Origin of the sequence: Shimia thalassica (assembly GCF_001458215.1) — a bacterium.
Classification (GTDB): Bacteria; Pseudomonadota; Alphaproteobacteria; order Rhodobacterales; family Rhodobacteraceae; genus Shimia; species Shimia thalassica.
This window is the reverse complement of record NZ_CYTW01000003.1, coordinates 130,496-150,318: the sequence shown is the minus strand read 5'-3', so window position 1 is coordinate 150,318 and position 19,823 is coordinate 130,496. Positions and strand designations below refer to the sequence as shown.

The following is a 19,823-nucleotide window of genomic DNA, read 5'->3' as shown; positions in this document are numbered from 1 at the left end:
ATGATGTCGGCTTTTCTTGCTGCAACAAGCGCCTTGGCCAATCACGAAATGGAAGGCCGCGATTTGGACACTGGGCGATCTCTTTACGCGGAACACTGTGCCGCTTGTCATGGCGCCAACCTCGAGGGGCAACCCAACTGGAGAACACCTGATGAAGAGGGCGTTCTGCCCGCGCCGCCGCATGACGAAACAGGACATACGTGGCACCACGACAATCAGCTTTTGTTTGAATACACAAAGTTCGGCGGACAAGAAGCACTTGCCGTACGCGGCGTCTCGGGTTTTGCAAGCGGCATGCCACAGTTTGCCGACACCCTCTCGGATGAAGATATCTGGAACATTCTCGCCTATATCCGCTCGACATGGCCGGACCGGATTCAGAAAACCCAAGATGGGCTCAACCCACCCCATGAATAGGCAGGCCGGTCGGGGATCAAATCTGCATCACATTCCGTTTAGCCCTGCTCCTTTGAGCACCTGAAAGGTTTATCTAGGACTTAGCTCATGGAGGATAAATCATGCTGACACGTCGCAAAACACTTGGTCTTCTGGCCGCAACACCTGTTTCGCTCACCCTTGTTCCGACAATCGCCTTGGCCCGCGAGCCTGAGGTTTTTCAGAATCCTGTAGCGATCAACGCGATTGATCCGGTTGGGTATTTCGAACAACAAAAACCGGTGCCAGGGTCCACGTCTCACACGCGAAACTGGAACGGTGCAGAATGGCATTTTGCGAACCAGAGCAATGCGGATAAATTCGCATCTGATCCGGAAACATATGCTCCGGTATTTGGGGGGTACTGCGCTTTCGCTGCGTCACGCGGTTATCTCGCCCCGACGATCCCCGAAGCATGGACGATTTATGAAGGCAAACTGTATCTGAACGCCAACCTTCGGGCGCAAGAGCTTTGGCGTGAGGACATTCCCGGCAACATCGCAGCCGGCACAAAGAACTGGCCCGGCATTCTCGGATAAACTTGCTCGGAAATCCCGGCTGATCATCGCGGTCTTCTTGGCGCGCTTCGACTGTCGAACAAAACCTGACGGGGCCAATGCAAATGTGCAGGGCCCCGTTTTCATGTGGTGGGACCTCGCAGCATAAACACGCAAATGTCCGCCAAACTTCAGCAACGTGTGGCTTACGGTTCATAGGGCAATGACAGGACGCAATACGCAAAACAGTGATTGTTTTGATGTAGGCTACAGCCCGCAACCGACAGCAAATAACGCAAATGCGATCCGGTCAAACAGGTCTGTTTTGATATAGAAGGAAATTGGCGCTCTGGGGAGGATTCGAACCCCCGACCCCTTGATTCGTAGTCAAGTACTCTATCCAGCTGAGCTACCAGAGCGCGTGTTTGGGTCGTTTAAAGTTAAGCGGGGGGGGTTGCAAGAGCTAAAATCAAATTTTCTCAAACTTCTGCAACTTCCCCTTTTGGAAGACAAATTTCGAAGACGGTTCCCGCGTCATCCGTGCGTGCCAAAACCAGTGTTCCGCCATGACCGCGCATCAACTCGGAAGAGATTGCCAGACCAAGACCCGAACCACCTTTGCGCGCCCCGCCCTGAAATGGCGTGAACAGATACTCTTGCGCCTTTGGGGGCAATCCAGGGCCCGTATCCGTGATGTTGATAAACCACGCGTCGTCTTCTTCGCGCGCAGCCACGGATATCTCGCCGGGTATGCCGGTTGCCATGATGGCTTGTCTGGCGTTGCGCACCAGATTCGCAATGACCCTGTACAATTGTTCCGGGTCGGCCCGAACCATAAGGCCCGCAGGCACATCTTCCGAGAAACTCAAATCGAACTCACCAACAGCAAGACGTTCGCTGTCGACCACGTCCGACACAATTTCGATCAAGGGCACATGGCACAGCTTTGGCGCCGGCTCTTCCGCTTTGCCAAAGGCCAGCGTGCTTTCACACAGGTGCACGGCCCGCGTGATCGAATTCACCAGCTTTGGCGCAAGCCGGCGCACCAACGGATCCTCACTCATTTCAATGCGATCCGTGAAAAGCTGCGCCGACGTGAGGATATTGCGCAGATCGTGGCTTACCTTTGCCACTGCCCCGCCCAACTGGGCCAAACGCTCTTTTTGCTTAAGGGACGCTGTCAGCTCCATTTGCAGAGATTGAAGGGCCTCTTCGGCTTCTCGCAGTTCAACCACACCGGCAGAGGGCTGAATAATGCGCCGCGCGTCTTCGGGTGCGGCGGCATAAGACTGCATATATCGCACCACACCTTTGATCGGCTTCACAAGGAACCCGCGCACCGCAAGGAACAGGAAGAACGCCGTGATGACCGAAATCACCGCTGACAACCAAAGGATGTTGAGGCCATAATCGATCATGGCTGAGCGCAAGGCTTTGGTGCCCAGCGTAATTTCAATGAGAAGCCCCGCCTCTTTTACCGGTGCCCCGATCACGCGAATGACGCGGTCTTGCGAGTCAAACAAACGCGCCATCGCATCGCTGATGAGTTCCATCGGCCCCGCATCACGCAGATCGAACGTCGCCTCAATCGCGTGGGGCATCGGTGAGGACAACATCAGTTGCCGCATCTCGTCCCGACGCAATGCCACGTTATAGACTTCGGCGGTGCGCAAAAGCTCTTGTTCCAGATCCTCGTCGATCATGTCATCCGCAAGCAAAGTCAGCGACGCGATTTGCGCCCGTTCGAGCCGTGAGAGCAGATAATCCTCGCGAAAACGGGCAACTGACGGCACGAAAATCAGGATCTCGGCCAGCATTACAAAGATTATGGTGAGGACAAGAAACCGTCCTGAAAGCGTTTTGAACATCGACGTCTTGCCCTTGCCCGCTAAGGCAGCCAGCGCTGCACGAAACCAACCACTCGTTTGACCTTAGCACTATCAAACAACCGAGGAGAGAAATAGGCCCCCGCAGCGCGTTTTCCAATTTCGCCGACTGTCGGGTACGGGCTTACCATCGCGGCAACCGCCCCCATTTTGAGTTTGTTGGCAATCGCCAGAGCCCACAGGTTGATGTGTTCTCCTGCCTGATGACCCGCAATGGAAACACCCACCGGTCGCCCCTTTACGACCATCACCTTTATCAGGCCCTTGGCCTTACGCTCTGCGATCAGACGGTCGTTGTGGAGCAAATCAAACCGGACCACTTCGAGTTTGTCCCCATAGGTTTCTCTTGCTTCGGCCTCGGTTGGGCCGATCTGTGCCAATTCCGGATCGGTATAGGTGGCGTGCGGGATATGGTCGGTGCGCTGTCTCGCAGGCAGCCCAAACAACGCCGAGCGGATAATGACCCCTGCGTGATAGCCCGCAACATGGGTGAACTGCTTGCCGCCGGTGACGTCCCCGATTGCATAGACCTTGCGGTTGCTGGTTTTGAGACTGTCATCAACCTTGATGCCCGCGCGGGTCGTGTCGATCCCTGCGGCGGACGGGTTAAGCCGGTCGAGATTCGGTTTGCGCCCCACAGCAACCAAAAGATGTGAACCTGAAAAGCTTCGACCATCCTGCGTCTCGACCCTGATCTCGCCCTCAACTTCGCTAATCTGCGCGGCCAGAGCGTTTTCTTCGATCTGGACGCCTTCTTCTTTCAAAGCATCCAAGACAAAGGCCGCCATTTCAGGGTCATCACGACCCAGCGCCTTGTCGCCTTCGATTACGGTCACCTTGCACCCAAGGCGCCTGTGCGCCTGCGCCATTTCAAGACCAATCGGACCGGCCCCAATGATTAAAAGGTGATCAGGTTTTTCTCGCAGTTCGAAAAGGGTCTCATTGGTAAGATAAGGCACGTCGGCCAATCCGGGAATCGGCGGCACCATCGGGCTCGAACCGGTGGCAATGACGATGCGGCGCGCCGTGATCGAGAACGGGCCGGCCTGAACTTCGTTAGGACCGGTAAACGCGCCGAATTCTTCAATCACGCGCACCCCCAGCCACTCAAACCGCTCAACAGAATCGTTCGGCTCGATCTGGGCAATGACATCAGCGACGTGATCCTTGGCGGCGGCATAGTCGACAGCAGGTACAACATCCGCGACCCCAAAGGCCTTGGCATGTGCCTGTGTGTGCGCAACCTTTCCGCTGGCGAGCAGCGCCTTGGAAGGAACACACCCGAAGTTGAGACAGTCGCCTCCCATCAGGTGCCCCTCGAGCAGAACAACCTCTGCCCCCATTTGAACAGCACCGGCTGCAACGGACAAACCACCCGAACCGGCCCCGATGACCAGCAAATCAGTTTTGATCTGTTCCATTATATTTCCTTTCCGCCACGAAGTGCCTTGATCAGAATGGGCAGTGCCGCCAGCGCACACAGTCCCAGAATTGGCAGGATGATTTGCGGCTCGAAGATAACACCCAGATTTGGTGTCTCTCCCTTTTCAAACACGTCGCCCAGTCCGGCACCTACCGAGGTGTAGACCAGCCCGCCCGGAATAATCCCGAGGAACGTAGAGACCACAAACCTGCGCAGCGGGACGCCGACAATGGCAGGGATCAGGTTTGCCACAAAGAAAGGCACCAAAGGAACCAGCCGGATCAGAAACAACATTGACCACTGGTTTTCATCAATACCGTCTTTGATCCGTTTCACCCGGCCCTCAGATGTCTCCATCTTTGCGGCCAGCTGTTCCCCGAATCCCCAGCGAGCCGCAAGAAAGATCGCGGTCGCGCCGATACTTGCCGCCGTGACATTAAACAGGACACCCGGAAAAATGCCGAACAGGAAGCCCCCTGTCAGGGTCGCGGCCACCGCCCCGGGAAGTGAAAAGGCAACGATCAACACGTAAATCGAAATAAAGACCAAAGCCGCCAATACATAATGTGCGTCGCGATAGGCAATCAGGGCCTCGCGATTCTCGCGCAGCATGTCATAGCTCAGAACATCGCCAAGCGTAGCAGCGCCAATGGCAGCGACAGCAAGGATGGCAGCGAAAGGAATCAGACGCCCCCAGGATGCGGGGCGGGATTGGGAAGTGTCGGTCATGGTTGGCTTGTCTTTCATCATTCCCTTTCAAAATGCGTTACCCCACGCGAAAACAACAGCCTGCTCACGCGCGCTTGATCTTGACCCGCATTCTCGTGATAACAAGGGGCCTTCAGCAGGGGTTTTGAAACATAACTGCCAGTAACCACCGAAACTGCATCCTATTTGTTGCAATTCCTTCATCTGGCGTTTGACTTATCCTTGGCACCCTCCTATAGACCGAGCTTCAAATAGCACATGGGCCTGCGATTCTACCGCCGGGCGCCCTGATTTAATACGGAGACGGAGCGATGAAGCGCACCTACCAACCCTCGAACTTGGTTCGTAAACGCCGCCACGGTTTCCGTGCGCGCATGGCCACCAAAGCAGGCCGCAAGATTCTGAATGCACGCCGCGCACGTGGCCGTAAGTCGCTGAGCGCTTAAGCTCAACGACGACGTTCTGACGGATATGACACCGCCGGAGGCCCCCGAGGATGGCACAGCCACCCAAGGGATAAAGCCACCGGCGGTGTCCGTTTGTCTTGAAGTCCTAAAAAACAGAAGCGAATTCCTTGCCGCATCGCGTGCCCGCAAACAGGGCACAAAGGCGATGATGGTGCAGGCCCGCAAGCGGCGTTCCGACGAAGCCGCCGATCCCGATGCGATTCGCGTCGGGTTTACCTGTTCCAAAAAGGTCGGGAATGCGGTCGCACGCAATCGTGCCAAACGCCGCCTTCGCGAGGTTGCCCGGGCTGTGCTTCCTGCCAAAGGCAAGCCCGGCTGGGATTATGTCTTGATCGGGCGCGCAACAGAAACATCCGTGCGCCCCTTTGAGGTGCTGAAGGGTGACCTTATGTATGCACTGAAAAAACTGCATACTGATCGCCCATGAAACTGACTGCCCATATCGTCGCTCTTCCTGTACGCGCCTATCGTTTGCTGTTCAGCCCCTGGGTTGGCTTTAACTGCCGCTATCAACCGACCTGTTCGGTCTATGCCTTGGAGGCCCTGGAAAAACACGGCGCGATCAAAGGCAGCTGGCTGGCGGCAAAGCGTATAGGCCGATGCCACCCTTGGGGTGGCGATGGCTATGATCCGGTCCCACAATCCAAAGACGACCTGCCCTAAGCGATTTCACGCTGATTTTCTGCAAAATCCCTCCCGTATTAGTGGAACCCTAATGCGGAAGTGCTATCGTCCCCCTAGTTATTTTGAACGTCTAAAGGGGATTTATTGACATGACACTCAAACAACTTGCCGGTGCCGCAGTATTGGCCGCCGTTGCGACAAGTGCAGCTGCAGACTCGAAGTTCGAGCATTTCGGAAGCGTCGAAGGCTGGAATGTCTTTATCGACCATGAGAAAAATTCCTGCATGATCGAGTCTATCGATTCTTTGGAAAACGTCGTTCAAATGGGCCTCACGAAAGAACGTGACGTTGCTTATCTTGGTGTGTTCACTAAAGCGGAAACCAGCATCAAGAAAGACGACAAGCAAGCCGTTGCCATCCTGATCGGTTCGAACCTCTACACCGGCGAAGTGACTGGCATGCGTGGCAACATTACCAAAGGGTATACCGGTGGCTATGTCCTGACCGACGATCCCCAGTTCGTCGAGGATCTGGCAAAGCAATATGAAATGATTGTTTTCCCCGAAACCAGCTACAGCTTCATTATGGATCTGTCAGGCACCTATAAGGCCATCGAAATGGGCCGCGAATGTAACCAGAAAGTTCTGGCAAACTAAGCATGACGCGCCCTGATCAACAGATCGGGGCGCACATCAATTTGGTGTTCCGCGTCGTGGTCGCAGCGCCCCAACCCTGCAGCCGCACACCTCTACGGACTACACGCTACCTGGATGCAGCGGGACGCATCCCTTGCCCGGATCGCAGATTTCACCTAAAGGCTGCGCATGCTAGATGATCTCGACGACATTCACCCGCTTTTCCATGGCGCGCCCTCTTCCGCAAATTTCAAGAAATTACGGAAAAGAATCGTGCGGTATACGCGCGAAGCGATTGAGCAATATGGCATGATCGAGCGCGGAGCGCGCTGGCTGGTGTGTCTCTCGGGTGGCAAGGATTCCTATACGTTGCTGGCCGTTCTCCATGAACTCAAATGGCGTGGTCTGCTGCCTGTCGAGTTGCTGGCCTGCAACCTGGATCAGGGACAGCCGGGCTTTCCTTCTACGGTTTTGCCTGCGTTTCTTGAGAAAATGGGTGTCGAGCATCGCATTGAATATCAAGACACCTATTCAATCGTGAAAGACAAGGTGCCCGCGGGACGGACATACTGTGCCCTGTGTTCACGCCTGCGACGCGGAAACCTGTACCGCATAGCCCGCGAAGAGGGGTGTTCAGCTGTTGTTCTGGGCCACCATCGCGACGATATCCTCGAGACGTTTTTCATGAACTTGTTCCACGGCGGGCGTCTTGCAACAATGCCGCCAAAACTGGTGAACGAAGAAGGCGATCTTTTTGTGTACCGCCCGCTTGCGCATGTTGCCGAAGAAGATTGCGAGAAATTTGCCAAGGCGATGAACTATCCAATCATCCCTTGTGACCTGTGCGGATCGCAAGACGGGCTTCAGCGCCAACAGGTAAAGAAAATTCTGGATCAGTGGGAACAGAACAGCCCCGGCCGCCGTCAGGTGATGTTCCGCTCTTTGATGAACGTCCGCCCGTCACACATGCTGGACCCAAAACTGTTCGACTTCGCAGGGCTTATGCGGGGAAACGAGCAATTTGAACAAATTGAGACGGATATTCCGAAGCTGCGTTAACCAGAGGCTCAGCGATTAATCGCTAGGGTTTCCTGAAACTGCCATTTTCGGGAACCTACGCTTAATGTACGCGAGATCACGTGAAATTTTTCACACTATACGCCTTCAGCTCGCACGACTGTCTTTGGCGCCTTTGGTTGTCGTCATACTCACCCTGACGGCTTGGCTGTTGGGGGGGGAAGACTGGTTGTTGGTCGCGGCCGTCGTTCTGCCTCTCTCTCTGATATTTGGATACAAAACCTCTCAACCGCCCGCATTTCAAAGCTCGGGCGAAGACGCATTGACCGGTCTTTTGACCAAAAACGGCTTGATGGAGGGGATTTCCAGAAATCTGGTGTCTCTGCGCGCAACAGGATCGACAACGGCCGTTGTTGCGATCGAGATAAACAACCTCTCGCGAATGCGCTCGAAATTTGGTGACGCTGCGGCAGAGCAGGCATTGCGCGTCACTTCAGATCGGATTGGTGCGGCGCTGAGACAAAGCGATTTGACCGCACGTGTGGGCGACGCTCGATTTGTTGTGTGTCTGGACCCAATCCGAAAGCTGGATCTCGAAGATTGCCTTCAACTTGCCAATCGCTTGCAGATGGCTGTGGAGGAGCCAATCACACTCAAGGCCGCGTCTTTGCACCTTTGTTCCAGCGTCGGCTTTTGTCAGGAAACGCGCGCGCCCGGGCCAGAGGCCAAGGCCCTCTTCGATGCCGCAATTCTTGCGCTGGAAGAAGCGTTGCGCAATGAAACCAGCGCCATTCGCACTTACTCTGGCGATATGAGACAACGGGCCGCAAGGCGGGACCGAACAGAAGCAGAAGCATTGTCTGCATTAGACCAAGAGCAGATTATTGCGTGGTTCCAGCCTCAGGTTTCGACGGACACAGGCAAGATCACCGGCTTTGAGGCCTTGGCAAGATGGCAACACCCAACACGCGGCAAACTCGCGCCCAGAGATTTCCTGCCTGCGATGGAGAGGGCTGGTCAAATGGGGCGGCTTTCGGAACGGATGTTGAGGCTCTCACTGGAAGCCTTGGTGAACTGGCAAAAGTCCGGCATCAGGGTCGAAACCGTTGGCGTTAACTTTTCCAAGGAAGATTTCTCTGATCCGACGCTGATCAACCGCATCAAAGGTGCGCTGGACAGGCACGATGTGAAACCAGAGAGGCTTTCCATCGAAGTTTTGGAAAATGTCGTGGCTGGGGCCCCGAATGATATGGTGGTCCGAAACATAAACGGACTGGCCAAACTCGGGTGCAATATTGACCTCGATGATTTTGGCACGGGCCATGCGTCAATTTCATCCATTCGCCGCCTTTCGGTGCACCGTCTCAAGATTGACAGATCGTTTGTCATTCGCGCGGATCGTGACCCTCAGCAAAGGCGCCTTGTTGCCGCTATCGTCACGATGGCTGAACAACTGGGGCTGGAAGTTCTGGCCGAAGGGGTCGAAACCGCAGGCGAACACACAATCCTGTCTCAATTGGGGTGCACCCATGTCCAGGGCTTTGGAGTTGCTCAACCAATGTCTTTTGAGGAAACCATTCAGTGGATGACCACCTATAACAGGAAACTTATCCCTCCGCTTGATTTCAAGCGTCGCGCCAGCTGAAGCAGTTCGGAAAGTCGAAGACCAAGCTGGGCATGATGATTTCAGGTTTTGGCAACGCCAGAAGGCGCAAAAGGCCATTTTGCTCGAATCAGCTTGACCTTTTGCCCCTGCCCCTGTTGAACCTCCCCAACGTTTCAAAGACAGGTGGCCACCAGCAATGGACGATCAAAACAAGAACCTCATCCTTGCGACAGTACTAAGTTTCGTCGTGATTTTGGTCTGGTTTTTCATGTTTCCCCCGCCCGAGCAGGTGGAAGACCCTAACGCAGCAGCGGTAGCAGCAGGCGCAACCCTGCCCGTCGCAGCGGCGCCCGTGACCGGCGCAGACACCGCCAGTGCTGTAACCGGTGACGCGGCCGACGCCGCAGATGCCCCTCGTGTCGATATCGATACGGCACGCGTGACCGGCTCGATTTCTCTTTTGGGTGGTCGCATTGATGACCTGAAACTGAACGACTATCGCGAAACCTTGGACGAAGGATCGCCGACTGTAACCTTCCTGTCTCCGCGTGGGGAACCAAACGCGTTCTACGCACTATATGGTTGGGCACCGGGTGCGGGGCTAACCTTGGATGACGTCCCAGGGGCCAATACGGTTTGGGCGCTGGAAAACGGTTCCAAACTGACCGAAACCGCGCCAATCACGTTGAAATGGGACAATGGCAACGGGCTTGTTTTCCGTCGTGAAATCTCGATCGACGAAAACTATATGTTCGATGTGCAGCAAAGCGTCGAAAACACTGGTGCAGGCACTGTTTCGCTAGCGCCATACGGTGTTCTTGCGCGCCACGGCGAACCGGCTGAAATGAAGAACTTCTTCATCCTGCACGAAGGTGTTGTCGGGATGGCAGACGGCGAACTGAGCGAAGTTGATTATGACGACGTCACCGAATTCGCGTTCGACCAGCGCGAGGGCGCCAAAGCCGACGTCAAACAGATCACACAAAACGGTTGGGTTGGCTTTACGGATCACTACTGGATGGCCACGATGATCCCCGAGCAGGGCCGCCCATTCAAATCGGTTGTCAAATATGATGACCGTCGCGACATTTATCAGACCGAAACCGTGATGCCGACATTGACGGTTGCCGCTGGTGAGACCGTTGCAACAGACAGTCAGCTTTTTGCGGGTGCAAAAGAATGGGCCACCATTCGCGCCTATGAAAAAGAAGGTGTCACCGGCTTCCTGGATTCGATCGATTGGGGTTGGTTCTTCTTCCTGACCAAGCCAATTTTCGCTCTTCTACACTGGTTGAACGGTTTGATCGGCAACATGGGTTGGGCGATCATCGGATTGACCATCATCATCAAGTTGATCGTATTCCCTCTGGCGTACAAGTCTTATGCGTCCATGGCGAAGATGAAAGAGCTTCAGCCCCAAATGGAGAAGTTGAAAGAGACGGCTGGCGACGATCGCCAGAAGCTCCAACAATCCATGATGGAGCTCTACAAAAAGGAAAAAGTGAATCCTGCATCCGGCTGTTTGCCGATCCTGATCCAGATTCCGATCTTCTTTTCGCTCTATAAAGTGATCTTCGTTACCCTTGAATTACGTCATGCGCCTTGGCTGGGCTGGATCAACGACCTTTCCGCGCCTGATCCCTCGTCGATCCTGAACCTGTTTGGCCTGTTGCCGTTTGCAACGCCGGATGCCGGTTCGTTCCTTGCGATCATCAGCCTTGGTATTCTGCCGATTTTGCTGGGTATCTCGATGTGGCTGCAACAGAAACTGAACCCGGCCCCCACAGATCCGACACAGCAGATGATTTTTGCATGGATGCCTTGGGTCTTCATGTTCATGCTGGGAAGTTTTGCGTCGGGTCTGGTGCTGTACTGGATCACCAACAACGTCATCACCTTCTCGCAACAGTACCTCATCATGCGCCGGCATGGGTACAAGCCCGACGTTTTCGGGAACATCAAGACCAGCTTCAAACGCAAAGAAAAGGCTGAGGACTGATGTCTGTTACTGTCGCCGCCCTTTGGCGCCACCCAATCAAGAGCCACGGTCGAGAATCTCTCGACCGTGTAGCCTTGAGCGAAGGGCAAACAATGCCCTGGGATCGCCGCTGGGCCGTGACGCATGAGACGGCCAAGACAGACGGTTCGGACTGGGCGCCATGCATGAACTTTTCACGTGGTGCCAAGGCGCCGTCGTTGATGGCGATTTCAGCCAAATCTGACGAGACTTCGGGCATCGTGACGCTCTCGCATCCTGAACTGTCCGATCTGAGTTTTGATCCCGACGGAAACCCCAACGTTTTCCTTGAATGGGTACGCCCCATCATGCCTGAAAACCGCGCGCAATCCGCTGGAATTGTACGTGTTGCGGATCGCGGCATGACCGATACGGATTTTCCGTCGATCAGCCTTCTGAACCTCGCATCAAACGAGGCGCTTTCGGCGGCGATGCAGACGCCCCTTTCAATGGATCGTTGGCGCGGGAATATCATCCTCGACGGTCTCAACGCGTGGGAAGAAAAGAACTGGCCTGGCAAAACCCTGCGTATTGGTGATGTCGAGTTGGAAATTCGCGAAGAGATCACCCGCTGTCTCGCGACGACGGCAAACCCTGAAACAGGTGTGCGCGATGCCGACACTCTGAAAACACTGTCCGGGACATTCGGACACCGTGAATTCGGCGTTTACGGAGTTGTGACCAAAGGCGGTGACATTACCGTCGGCGACAAAGTCGAGGTAATCTGATGAAGCTTTCTTTTCCAGTTGTAGAAGAGCCGGATGCCGCCGCCCGTGAAAAGGGTCGCAAGCTTTTTGCAGGCAACAACAGTGACTTCCTCAAAGGGGTTGTTGCCATGTCTGGGCTGCCCTCTGCGGACCGGATCGAAGTCTGCTTTGCTGGTCGCTCGAATGTCGGGAAATCGACGCTGATCAACGCTTTGACCGGTCGCACACGCCTTGCGCGCGCGTCAAACACGCCCGGCCGGACACAGGAAATCAACTATTTCACCTTGGCCGACAGCCATTACCTCGTCGACCTTCCCGGTTATGGCTATGCCAATGCGCCACTGCCCGTGATCGAGAAATGGCAACGTTTGCTCAAGCAATACCTGTCGGGCCGTGCGACCCTGCGTCGGGCATTTGTTCTTGTCGACATGCGCCATGGTATCAAAGACGTCGATGAAGAGATCATGTCGCTTCTGGACAGCTCTGCCGTGACATTTCAGGTGGTGATGACCAAAGCGGACAAGGTCAAAGAAAAAGACCGCGAAAAGGTCATGGCACAGGTGCGCGAAAAACTATCGAAACACCCTGCCGCCTTCCCCGAGCTTGTCATCACAAGCAGTGAAAAGGGCGATGGCATTCCGACCCTGCGCGCCATTATTGCTGGACTTGACTAAGACCACGCCTGTGCGGTGATGCCAGCGAGACTGGCGTCACACATGCTGAGCGCCGTTGACCTCGATCTCTGTGCCAGAAATATACGAACTTTCCTGCGAACACAGGAAATAGATCGCCGACGCAACCTCTTCGGGTTGACCCAAACGCCGCATCGGCAGTTTTTCGACAATTTTGTCTGTTCCCGGTGACAGGATCGAGGTTTCGACCTCACCCGGCGCAATCGCGTTCACGCGCACCCCAAGTGGTCCGAAATCATGAGCCATCTCACGGGTCAGCGCCGCCAGCGCGGCCTTGGACGTGGCATAAGCCGCCCCCGCAAAGGGATGCACGCGGCTGCCAGCGATCGAGGTGATGTTCACGACCGACCCCTTCGCCGCGGCGAGTTCGTCTTTCAAACCGCGCGCCAACACGACCGAAGCAAAAAAGTTGACGTGGAAAACCTTGCCCCATGTCATCAGGTCGGTGTTCATTGTGTTCAGGCGTTCACCTTCCGGCCCTTTGGGCGACACACCCGCATTGTTCACAAGCGCATCCAGACGTCCGCCAAGCATCTCTTGCAGGACTCCGACGGCGTTCACGGTATCGGCTGCATCCGACAGATCCAGCATCAGGTGGTTTTCGGGACTGGCAAAAGGACATTCCGGGGCACAAGGCGTGCGCGACACGGTGACAACCCGCCACCCTTCCCGATTGAACCGCCGCACGGTTGCGTGGCCTATCCCCCGACTTGCACCTGTAATCAACAAAGTTTTTTGGGAATCAGCCATGGTCAGCCTCCAATCGGGTTAGGACTATTGGTAACGTGCTGGCTGGCAGAGGCAATGCCCCTTGGCAGAACGCTCTCAACGGTCTAACAACATCCGCCAAGAGGACTGTCTAGCATGAAGAAACAAGATATGAATCGCGATTGGATCGCCACTGCCCGCACCCTTTCACAAGCCCTGCCCTATTTGCAGCGCTATACAGGCGCCATTGTCGTCATCAAGCTTGGCGGACACGCCATGGGCAGCGATGAAGCGATGGATGACTTTGCCCGCGATGTCGTGCTGATGCGTCAGGTTGGGGTTAATCCTGTTATCGTGCATGGTGGGGGTCCCATGATCAACGCGATGCTGGAAAAGCTTGATATCAAGTCCGAGTTCGTCAACGGCAAGCGCGTCACAGACAGCGCCACAGTCGAAGTCGTTGAAATGGTTCTGTCTGGCGTCGTGAACAAGCGGATCGTTCAAGCCATCAACCGTCAGGGCGGCAAAGCTGTTGGTTTGTCCGGCAAAGATGCCAATCTCATGGTCTGTGACCAGACAAACCCCGATCTGGGCTTTGTCGGCACGCCTGCCGATATGAACCCCGAATTCCTGCATGAGCTCTTTGCCAATGACACCATTCCGGTCATCGCACCGCTTGGCGCGGGTCGCGAAGGCGAAACCTATAATGTGAACGGCGATACCGCCGCTGGTGCGATTGCCGCTTCGCTCAAGGCCGATCGCCTGTTGCTGTTGACGGATGTTGCCGGTGTAAAGAACGGCGAAGGCGAGGTCATGACGGAGCTCAAGGCCCAGCAAATTCGCGACCTGACCACCGAAGGCGTGATCGCAGGAGGCATGATCCCCAAAACCGAAACCGCTTTGAACGCCATTGATGATGGTGTGCGCGCGGTGGTTATTCTTGATGGTCGCGCGCCGAATGCCTGTTTGCTCGAGTTGTTCACGGAACACGGTGCCGGATCTTTGATCCGTGGTGACTGATCCCAGGGTTTAAATATTCCCCTGACGGAATACATTAAGCGGGTCGGCAGCCAAGGATAACCGAATGGAAAACGAAGCCCTGATCCGCCTAAGCGTTTTCGCGTGCCTGTTCCTTTTGTTTGCAGGGATTGAAACGCTTGCGCCGCGGCGTATTCGATCCCAACCCAGACGCACACGCTGGGTGACCAATTGGGGCATGACCATCCTCAACACCCTGACACTGCGCCTTCTGGCGTTTGGCGTGCCCCTGCTGGCCGTAGGCGCGGCTATGGACGCATCGGCAAACGGATGGGGGTTATTCAACCAAATCAACCTTGGTGTCGTGCCCGAGACTATTTTTGCGATTCTCATCTTTGATTTTGCGATTTGGGCGCAACATCTGATCACGCACAAGGTGCCGCTGTTGTGGCGTTTGCACCGAGTTCACCATGCGGACCGCGACATCGATGTGACAACCGCAATCCGCTTTCATCCGGTTGAAATCGCCCTGTCGATGTTCCTGAAGATCGGTCTGGTTTACGTCATTGGGCCGTCGGCGGTTGCCATCATCCTTTTCGAGATCATTCTCAACGGCACGGCGATGTTCAACCACGCCAATATCAAACTACCGCTCGGCATAGATCGTGTTTTACGGCTTATTCTGGTCACGCCAGACATGCATCGGGTGCATCATTCCGTAAAGCGTCGCGAACACGACAGCAACTATGGGTTCTCTCTATCAATCTGGGACCGATTCTTTGGGACCTATATTGCGCAACCGGAAGAGGGACACGACGACATGACAATTGGTTTACAATGGCAGGACGACCGACCGTCCAAATTGGGATGGAGCCTGCGCCTCCCTTTCTCGCGTAGATGAACTACGACATACTGCAGCAAGCCGCGCGGGCGATGCACCTCGATATTCTGGGGGCGTTTCACCCCGAGGAAGATGATTCCGAACTGTCCGGCTTTGGCACACTTGTGATGCTCAGCCCGCTGGAACCCAATTTCTGGGATCACTTCACGACTCAGCGCGAGTTTATCGACAAGGTTCCCAATCCCGTCGACCAATGGTCGTCTCGTGTGGTGACGGCGCTGGCGGCGGCCCTTGGCGCGCAACCGTTTTTTCCCTTCACCGGACCGCCCTACCAGCCCTTCTATCAGTGGGCTCTGAAAACAGGGCGTTGCTATCCCTCGCCTATTAACCTGTTGGTTCATGACACGGCTGGATTGTTCGTATCCTTCCGCGGGGCAATCGCGCTTCCACAGGAAATTGATCTGCCCGAGTCGGGTCTTTCTCCATGTGAAAGCTGTGCCGACAAACCTTGTCTCTCGACTTGTCCGGTCGATGCTTTTGCTTCGGGAGTGTATGATGTCGGCGCTTGTCGCAACGTCATCGGCGCTCAGGACCCCAAGTCTTGCCTGTCGCGCGGATGTGCGGCGAGACGCTCCTGTCCAGCGTCATCAGGCTATGGCAGACTGGAAGAACAATCCTCTTATCACATGCGAGTCTTTCTCGAAAATGGCCCTTAAACTGATCCTTGTCCGCCACGCCAAATCCAGCTGGAAAAATCTGGAACAGGCCGACCATGAACGCCCTTTGAACAAACGCGGCTGTGCTTCTGCCGAGGCGCTGGGTACCTGGCTGCGCAAGCAAAAGATGCAACCAGATCAAGTGCTTTGCTCTTCTGCCGTTCGTGCCCAACAAACTTATGAATTGATGGGATTTGCCTTGGACGCCGAAGTGAAAGAAGGCCTGTATCATGCCAGCGCAGATGTGATGCTGCGACATCTTCAGGGGGCGACAGGCCAAAAGGTCATGCTTGTGTCCCACAATCCGGGGATTTCGGAATTCGCAGAACGCCTTGCGAGAAGTTTGCCATCACACGACGGCTTTCTCGACTATCCGACAGGGGCGACCACGGTGTTCAAATTCAAAACGGACACTTGGGACGATCTCAAATTCGGCAGTGGTAAGGTCAAAAAGTTTGTCGTCCCGCGCGAGTTGGTCTGACGACAGCAACGACAACGAAAAAGCCCCGCAACTTGCGGGGCTTTTCTTTTGAACGATAATGACCTTAGTGACCCAGAATCTGGCTCAGGAACAACTGCGTACGTTCGCTTTGCGGGTTGTTGAAGAACGCTTCAGGTTCGTTCTGTTCAACAATCTGGCCCTGATCCATGAAAATCACGCGGTTTGCGACCTGACGTGCAAAGCCCATCTCGTGGGTCACACACAACATGGTCATCCCCTCTTCCGCGAGTTCGATCATGGTGTCGAGCACCTCTTTGATCATCTCGGGGTCAAGTGCCGATGTAGGTTCATCAAACAACATGATGCGCGGCTTCATGCAGAGCGAACGGGCAATCGCCACACGCTGTTGCTGACCACCGGACAACTGACCGGGGTACTTTCCAGCCTGATCAGGGATTTTCACCTTCTCGAGGAAGTGCATCGCGATTTCTTCGGCTTCCTTCTTGGGTGTCTTGCGAACCCAGATCGGTGCCAACGTGCAGTTTTCCAAAATGGTCAGGTGCGGGAAAAGGTTAAAGTGCTGGAAGCACATGCCAACCTCGGACCGGATCTTGTCGATGTTCTTAAGATCCGACGACAACAATGTGCCGTCCACTTCGATTGATCCCTGCTGATGTTCCTCAAGCGCGTTGATACAACGGATCAAGGTCGATTTACCGGACCCCGATGGTCCGCAGATAACGATCCGCTCTCCCCGGTTAACGGTCAGGTTGATGTCACGCAGAACATGGAATGTGCCATACCACTTGTTCATGTTCTCGATCGTGATTGCGATCTCGTCTGAGACCTTCATTTGAGCTTCGGACATTGGTCAGCTCTCCTTATCGATGGTCGGTCGCAAGGCGACGTTCCAGCCATTGTGAATATTGCGAAATACCGTAGCAGACGACGAAGAACAGAAGCGCGGCAAAGCCCAGAAGCTCCCAATAGACGCCATTCCATTCGGTCGAAGCCAAAATCGGTCCACGGATCATGCCAACGAGGTCAAACATCGAGATAACCGAAACCAGTGTTGTATCTTTGAACAGACCAACGGCCACGTTCACGATACCCGGGATCGAAATCTTCAACGCCTGAGGCAGGATGATCAATCGCATAGCCTGCGCATAATCAAGACCTAGCGAGTCTGCTGCTTCGTACTGTCCTTTTGGAAGTGCGGCCAGACCACCCCGTATCACCTCGGCGATGTATGCCGCTGAGAACATGGTAATCATGATGACCACACGCAGGAACAGATCCACCGATGAATCCGGCGGGAAGAAGTAAGACAGCATAACGCTTGCCACGAACAAGAGCGTAATCAGCGGAACGCCGCGAATAAACTCGATGAACACGACACAGATCCATTTGATGATCGGCATGCTGGACTGACGACCCAGCGCCAAAGCAATCCCGATCGGAATGGACAGCGACACACAGGTAACACCCAACATCATGTTGAGCATAAAGCCACCCAGATCACGGCTTGGCACCGGTTGCAGCATCGCGGCTTCCGATGCACCTTCCGGGATCATTGCACCACCGAGGCTCCAGACGATAAACGCTGCTGCGATTCCTCCAAAGAAACCTGCAGCAAAGTTGGACGCCACAAAACGCTGGTACACCGCATAGCCTACGCCACAACCGACCAGCGCCAGAATGGGCACAAGGATGGTGCCCCCCCAGATGAGCCAGAAGGCAATGAAGGGATAAAGAGCTGTCATCACCAGCAGCTTGCGCGGCAAGTCAAAGAACAACACCGGTGCAACCGCAGCAAACAGAAGCACGAATGCCAGTGTCGGCCGCCAGTAGTATTCAGCGGGGTATTTGAAGCCGAACAGAAGCTGTGGCCACCGTTCGCTAAGAACCGCGAAACACGCGCCGGACTTGCCGTTCAGGATTTCACGACATTCTGAAAGGCTATTGGCATTCCAGACCCCGTTCAAAATCCATGGCATTGTCGGAGCCAGGATCAGATAGATCATGTAAATCGCGACAAGTGTCAGAAGCGTGTTGGCCGGCGTGGCGAACAGGTTCTCGCGCATCCACTTGATCGGCCCAGAGGCAACGCCGGGTGGCGGTGATTCAGGAATCGTTTCGGTGCGCACAAAGGCAACACTATTTGCATGTAAGTCTGACATGGCTCAGCGCTCCTTCAACTTGATGGCGTTGTTGTAGACGTTCATGAACGCCGAGATGCACAACGAGATCGTGAGATAGAACAGCATCAACAAGAGAACACATTCGATGGCGCGACCAGTCTGGTTCAATGTAATACCACCCAGTGTTGCGGTGATGTCAGCGTAACCAACGGCAATAGCCAGAGACGAGTTCTTGGTGATGTTGAGGTACTGCGAAATGAGCGGCGGGATGATGACGCGCAACGCCTGAGGCAGAACCACAAGGTTCATGACACGACGTGGACGCAAGCCAAGTGCCGCTGCGGCTTCGGTCTGGCCTTTGCTCACAGCTTGAATACCTGCGCGCACGTTCTCTGCAATGAAGGCACCGGTATAGATCGAAAGTGCGAACCACAATGCGATCAGCGGTCCACCGACCTTGATACCACCTTGAAAGTTGAACCCTTTAAGCGCCGGTGTATCCAGTCCGATGGGTTGCCCCATGATAAAGAACATCAGCACGGAAGGTACGATCAGCAAAGCGATGGTTGGCCATGTGGTTGGAAGCAGGCGGCCTGTGGCATAGAGCAGGTTGGTTGCATAACGACGATAGGCGAAGATGCCAATTATCGATGCGATAAAGGTGGCAACGACCATCATCGATCCCGGGCCCCAAACCGGCGCGGGAATATAAACGCCACGGTTGGTAAAGGCGATGGCGTCAAAGAGCATCGACGCTTCGGGTTCGTCGCCCCGGAAGGCACGTGGAGCCGGCATCACTGCGGTCATGATCGTAAAGATGATGATGATCCAGATCAGCACGGGAATGTTGCGGAAGATCTCTACATAAAGCGCCATCAACTTGGAAACGAGCCAGTTGTTTGACAGACGCAAAACGCCCGCGATCACACCAAAAACAGTGGCCGTAATACAGGCCAGAAAGGCGACGATCAGCGTATTGATAAGCCCGACAACAGCCGCTCTCGCGTTGCTGGACTGGCTATCATATTCGATCAGAGTTTGGTTGATGTCGTATCCGGCAGGTGCGCCAAGGAATGAATACGAGATGTTCAAGCCTGCTGCACGCAGGTTGTTTATCAGGTTGCTGCCCAAATATAGGAACGACAGGGCAAGTGCCACGGCGGCAAGCGCTTGGAAGGTCAGCGATCTGTACCGAGTGTCGTATACCAGCATAGATAGCCGGAACGACGCCTTGGGAGGGTCGGTCATAGTGGTCATATGGGATGTTCCCCGTTACTCGGCCT

The 19,823-nt window shown here is 54.9% G+C and carries 22 protein-coding genes and 1 tRNA gene; 15 read left to right on the top strand and 8 right to left on the bottom strand.

Going from position 1 to position 19,823, the window contains the following annotated elements; translation table 11 throughout:
• Both PH7735_RS13995 and PH7735_RS13990 read left to right on the top strand, forming a co-directional pair.
• A complete protein-coding gene (locus PH7735_RS13995) occupies positions 1-417 on the top strand; it encodes a c-type cytochrome (RefSeq protein WP_058312018.1) in 417 nt (138 codons plus the stop codon).
• A gap of 101 nt (positions 418-518) precedes the next feature.
• Positions 519-974, top strand: a complete 456-nt coding sequence (locus PH7735_RS13990; protein WP_058312017.1) for a YHS domain-containing (seleno)protein — start codon at positions 519-521, stop codon at positions 972-974.
• A 300-nt stretch (positions 975-1,274) separates the two neighbouring features.
• On the opposite strand, the gene PH7735_RS13985 is transcribed toward PH7735_RS13990, so the two are convergent.
• From PH7735_RS13985 to PH7735_RS13970, 4 genes are all read right to left on the bottom strand, one after another.
• Positions 1,275-1,351: transfer RNA gene (locus tag PH7735_RS13985), tRNA-Arg, on the bottom strand.
• 60 nt (positions 1,352-1,411) lie between these two features.
• A complete protein-coding gene (locus tag PH7735_RS13980; protein WP_058312016.1) occupies positions 1,412-2,800 on the bottom strand; it encodes a sensor histidine kinase in 1,389 nt (462 codons plus the stop codon).
• A 20-nt stretch (positions 2,801-2,820) separates the two neighbouring features.
• Entirely contained in the window at positions 2,821-4,239 is a 1,419-nt protein-coding gene (locus PH7735_RS13975; RefSeq protein ID WP_058312015.1) for a dihydrolipoyl dehydrogenase family protein, read from the bottom strand.
• Positions 4,239-4,970: a TVP38/TMEM64 family protein gene (locus tag PH7735_RS13970; protein ID WP_058312262.1), complete on the bottom strand. Its 732-nt coding sequence runs from the start codon at positions 4,968-4,970 to the stop codon at positions 4,239-4,241. The genes PH7735_RS13975 and PH7735_RS13970 overlap by 1 nt, the downstream gene beginning before the upstream one ends.
• Before the next feature lie 290 nt (positions 4,971-5,260).
• On the opposite strand from PH7735_RS13970, the gene rpmH reads away from it, so the two are divergent.
• The 9 genes from rpmH to yihA all read left to right on the top strand — a co-directional run bounded on the left by rpmH (position 5,261) and on the right by yihA (position 12,696).
• A complete protein-coding gene (gene rpmH, locus PH7735_RS13965) occupies positions 5,261-5,395 on the top strand; it encodes a 50S ribosomal protein L34 (RefSeq protein WP_005980833.1) in 135 nt (44 codons plus the stop codon).
• 25 nt (positions 5,396-5,420) lie between these two features.
• A complete protein-coding gene (gene rnpA, locus PH7735_RS13960; protein WP_058312014.1) occupies positions 5,421-5,843 on the top strand; it encodes a ribonuclease P protein component in 423 nt (140 codons plus the stop codon).
• Positions 5,840-6,079 (top strand): membrane protein insertion efficiency factor YidD, encoded by a 240-nt coding sequence (gene yidD, locus PH7735_RS13955; RefSeq protein WP_058312013.1) that lies wholly within the window; start codon positions 5,840-5,842, stop codon positions 6,077-6,079. Before rnpA ends, yidD begins: the two co-directional genes overlap by 4 nt.
• 110 nt (positions 6,080-6,189) lie before the next feature.
• Positions 6,190-6,696: a hypothetical protein gene (locus PH7735_RS13950; RefSeq protein ID WP_058312012.1), complete on the top strand. Its 507-nt coding sequence runs from the start codon at positions 6,190-6,192 to the stop codon at positions 6,694-6,696.
• A gap of 168 nt (positions 6,697-6,864) precedes the next feature.
• Complete coding sequence (gene ttcA / locus PH7735_RS13945) at positions 6,865-7,734, top strand: tRNA 2-thiocytidine(32) synthetase TtcA (protein WP_058312011.1); 870 nt, start codon at positions 6,865-6,867, stop codon at positions 7,732-7,734.
• 64 nt (positions 7,735-7,798) lie between these two features.
• Complete coding sequence (locus tag PH7735_RS13940) at positions 7,799-9,337, top strand: putative bifunctional diguanylate cyclase/phosphodiesterase (protein ID WP_058312010.1); 1,539 nt, start codon at positions 7,799-7,801, stop codon at positions 9,335-9,337.
• Positions 9,338-9,494: 157 nt separating this feature from the next.
• The gene (gene yidC, locus PH7735_RS13935) at positions 9,495-11,297 is read left to right on the top strand and encodes a membrane protein insertase YidC (protein ID WP_058312009.1); all 1,803 of its coding nucleotides are present in this window, start codon (positions 9,495-9,497) and stop codon (positions 11,295-11,297) included.
• The gene (locus PH7735_RS13930; protein ID WP_058312008.1) at positions 11,297-12,043 is read left to right on the top strand and encodes an MOSC domain-containing protein; all 747 of its coding nucleotides are present in this window, start codon (positions 11,297-11,299) and stop codon (positions 12,041-12,043) included. Before yidC ends, PH7735_RS13930 begins: the two co-directional genes overlap by 1 nt.
• Positions 12,043-12,696: a ribosome biogenesis GTP-binding protein YihA/YsxC gene (gene yihA / locus PH7735_RS13925; protein WP_058312007.1), complete on the top strand. Its 654-nt coding sequence runs from the start codon at positions 12,043-12,045 to the stop codon at positions 12,694-12,696. The genes PH7735_RS13930 and yihA overlap by 1 nt, the downstream gene beginning before the upstream one ends.
• 36 nt (positions 12,697-12,732) lie before the next feature.
• Here the strand turns inward: yihA and PH7735_RS13920 are convergent, their stop codons facing one another.
• Positions 12,733-13,464 (bottom strand): SDR family NAD(P)-dependent oxidoreductase, encoded by a 732-nt coding sequence (locus PH7735_RS13920; protein ID WP_058312006.1) that lies wholly within the window; start codon positions 13,462-13,464, stop codon positions 12,733-12,735.
• Positions 13,465-13,578: 114 nt separating this feature from the next.
• Between PH7735_RS13920 and argB the strand changes: the two genes are divergently transcribed.
• The 4 genes from argB to PH7735_RS13900 all read left to right on the top strand — a co-directional run bounded on the left by argB (position 13,579) and on the right by PH7735_RS13900 (position 16,438).
• Entirely contained in the window at positions 13,579-14,442 is an 864-nt protein-coding gene (gene argB, locus PH7735_RS13915; RefSeq protein ID WP_058312005.1) for an acetylglutamate kinase, read from the top strand.
• 64 nt (positions 14,443-14,506) lie between these two features.
• Positions 14,507-15,301 carry a sterol desaturase family protein gene (locus PH7735_RS13910; protein ID WP_058312004.1) on the top strand — a complete coding sequence of 265 codons (795 nt, stop codon included), beginning with the start codon at positions 14,507-14,509 and terminating at the stop codon, positions 15,299-15,301.
• Positions 15,298-15,957 (top strand): hypothetical protein, encoded by a 660-nt coding sequence (locus tag PH7735_RS13905; RefSeq protein WP_058312003.1) that lies wholly within the window; start codon positions 15,298-15,300, stop codon positions 15,955-15,957. Before PH7735_RS13910 ends, PH7735_RS13905 begins: the two co-directional genes overlap by 4 nt.
• Positions 15,947-16,438 (top strand): SixA phosphatase family protein, encoded by a 492-nt coding sequence (locus PH7735_RS13900; RefSeq protein ID WP_058312002.1) that lies wholly within the window; start codon positions 15,947-15,949, stop codon positions 16,436-16,438. The genes PH7735_RS13905 and PH7735_RS13900 overlap by 11 nt, the downstream gene beginning before the upstream one ends.
• A 64-nt stretch (positions 16,439-16,502) precedes the next feature.
• Here PH7735_RS13900 and PH7735_RS13895 read toward each other — a convergent pair whose 3' ends face one another.
• Genes PH7735_RS13895 through PH7735_RS13885 form a run of 3 tightly spaced genes read right to left on the bottom strand, consistent with a single transcriptional unit; the run spans position 16,503 to position 19,797 of the window.
• Complete coding sequence (locus PH7735_RS13895) at positions 16,503-17,267, bottom strand: amino acid ABC transporter ATP-binding protein (protein WP_058312001.1); 765 nt, start codon at positions 17,265-17,267, stop codon at positions 16,503-16,505.
• Positions 17,268-17,280: 13 nt separating this feature from the next.
• Positions 17,281-18,579, bottom strand: a complete 1,299-nt coding sequence (locus PH7735_RS13890; protein ID WP_058312000.1) for an amino acid ABC transporter permease — start codon at positions 18,577-18,579, stop codon at positions 17,281-17,283.
• A 3-nt stretch (positions 18,580-18,582) separates the two neighbouring features.
• The gene (locus PH7735_RS13885) at positions 18,583-19,797 is read right to left on the bottom strand and encodes an amino acid ABC transporter permease (RefSeq protein ID WP_058311999.1); all 1,215 of its coding nucleotides are present in this window, start codon (positions 19,795-19,797) and stop codon (positions 18,583-18,585) included.
• Positions 19,798-19,823: the final 26 nt, after the last annotated feature.

Excerpts from the sequence above, each read along its gene's own strand:
- PH7735_RS13975 (WP_058312015.1), bottom strand. The coding sequence starts at position 4,239 with ATGGAACAGATCAAAACTGATTTGCTGGTCATCGGGGCCGGTTCGGGT.
- PH7735_RS13990 (WP_058312017.1), top strand. The coding sequence starts at position 519 with ATGCTGACACGTCGCAAAACACTTGGTCTTCTGGCCGCAACACCTGTT.
- PH7735_RS13885 (WP_058311999.1), bottom strand. The coding sequence starts at position 19,797 with ATGACCACTATGACCGACCCTCCCAAGGCGTCGTTCCGGCTATCTATG.
- yidD (WP_058312013.1), top strand. The coding sequence starts at position 5,840 with ATGAAACTGACTGCCCATATCGTCGCTCTTCCTGTACGCGCCTATCGT.
- PH7735_RS13950 (WP_058312012.1), top strand. The coding sequence starts at position 6,190 with ATGACACTCAAACAACTTGCCGGTGCCGCAGTATTGGCCGCCGTTGCG.
- rnpA (WP_058312014.1), top strand. The coding sequence starts at position 5,421 with ATGACACCGCCGGAGGCCCCCGAGGATGGCACAGCCACCCAAGGGATA.
- PH7735_RS13920 (WP_058312006.1), bottom strand. The coding sequence starts at position 13,464 with ATGGCTGATTCCCAAAAAACTTTGTTGATTACAGGTGCAAGTCGGGGG.
- yihA (WP_058312007.1), top strand. The coding sequence starts at position 12,043 with ATGAAGCTTTCTTTTCCAGTTGTAGAAGAGCCGGATGCCGCCGCCCGT.
- PH7735_RS13970 (WP_058312262.1), bottom strand. The coding sequence starts at position 4,970 with ATGACCGACACTTCCCAATCCCGCCCCGCATCCTGGGGGCGTCTGATT.
- PH7735_RS13905 (WP_058312003.1), top strand. The coding sequence starts at position 15,298 with ATGAACTACGACATACTGCAGCAAGCCGCGCGGGCGATGCACCTCGAT.
- PH7735_RS13890 (WP_058312000.1), bottom strand. The coding sequence starts at position 18,579 with ATGTCAGACTTACATGCAAATAGTGTTGCCTTTGTGCGCACCGAAACG.
- rpmH (WP_005980833.1), top strand. The coding sequence starts at position 5,261 with ATGAAGCGCACCTACCAACCCTCGAACTTGGTTCGTAAACGCCGCCAC.
- PH7735_RS13980 (WP_058312016.1), bottom strand. The coding sequence starts at position 2,800 with ATGTTCAAAACGCTTTCAGGACGGTTTCTTGTCCTCACCATAATCTTT.
- PH7735_RS13910 (WP_058312004.1), top strand. The coding sequence starts at position 14,507 with ATGGAAAACGAAGCCCTGATCCGCCTAAGCGTTTTCGCGTGCCTGTTC.
- PH7735_RS13930 (WP_058312008.1), top strand. The coding sequence starts at position 11,297 with ATGTCTGTTACTGTCGCCGCCCTTTGGCGCCACCCAATCAAGAGCCAC.
- PH7735_RS13940 (WP_058312010.1), top strand. The coding sequence starts at position 7,799 with ATGTACGCGAGATCACGTGAAATTTTTCACACTATACGCCTTCAGCTC.
- yidC (WP_058312009.1), top strand. The coding sequence starts at position 9,495 with ATGGACGATCAAAACAAGAACCTCATCCTTGCGACAGTACTAAGTTTC.
- PH7735_RS13895 (WP_058312001.1), bottom strand. The coding sequence starts at position 17,267 with ATGTCCGAAGCTCAAATGAAGGTCTCAGACGAGATCGCAATCACGATC.
- PH7735_RS13900 (WP_058312002.1), top strand. The coding sequence starts at position 15,947 with ATGGCCCTTAAACTGATCCTTGTCCGCCACGCCAAATCCAGCTGGAAA.
- ttcA (WP_058312011.1), top strand. The coding sequence starts at position 6,865 with ATGCTAGATGATCTCGACGACATTCACCCGCTTTTCCATGGCGCGCCC.
- PH7735_RS13995 (WP_058312018.1), top strand. The coding sequence starts at position 1 with ATGATGTCGGCTTTTCTTGCTGCAACAAGCGCCTTGGCCAATCACGAA.
- argB (WP_058312005.1), top strand. The coding sequence starts at position 13,579 with ATGAAGAAACAAGATATGAATCGCGATTGGATCGCCACTGCCCGCACC.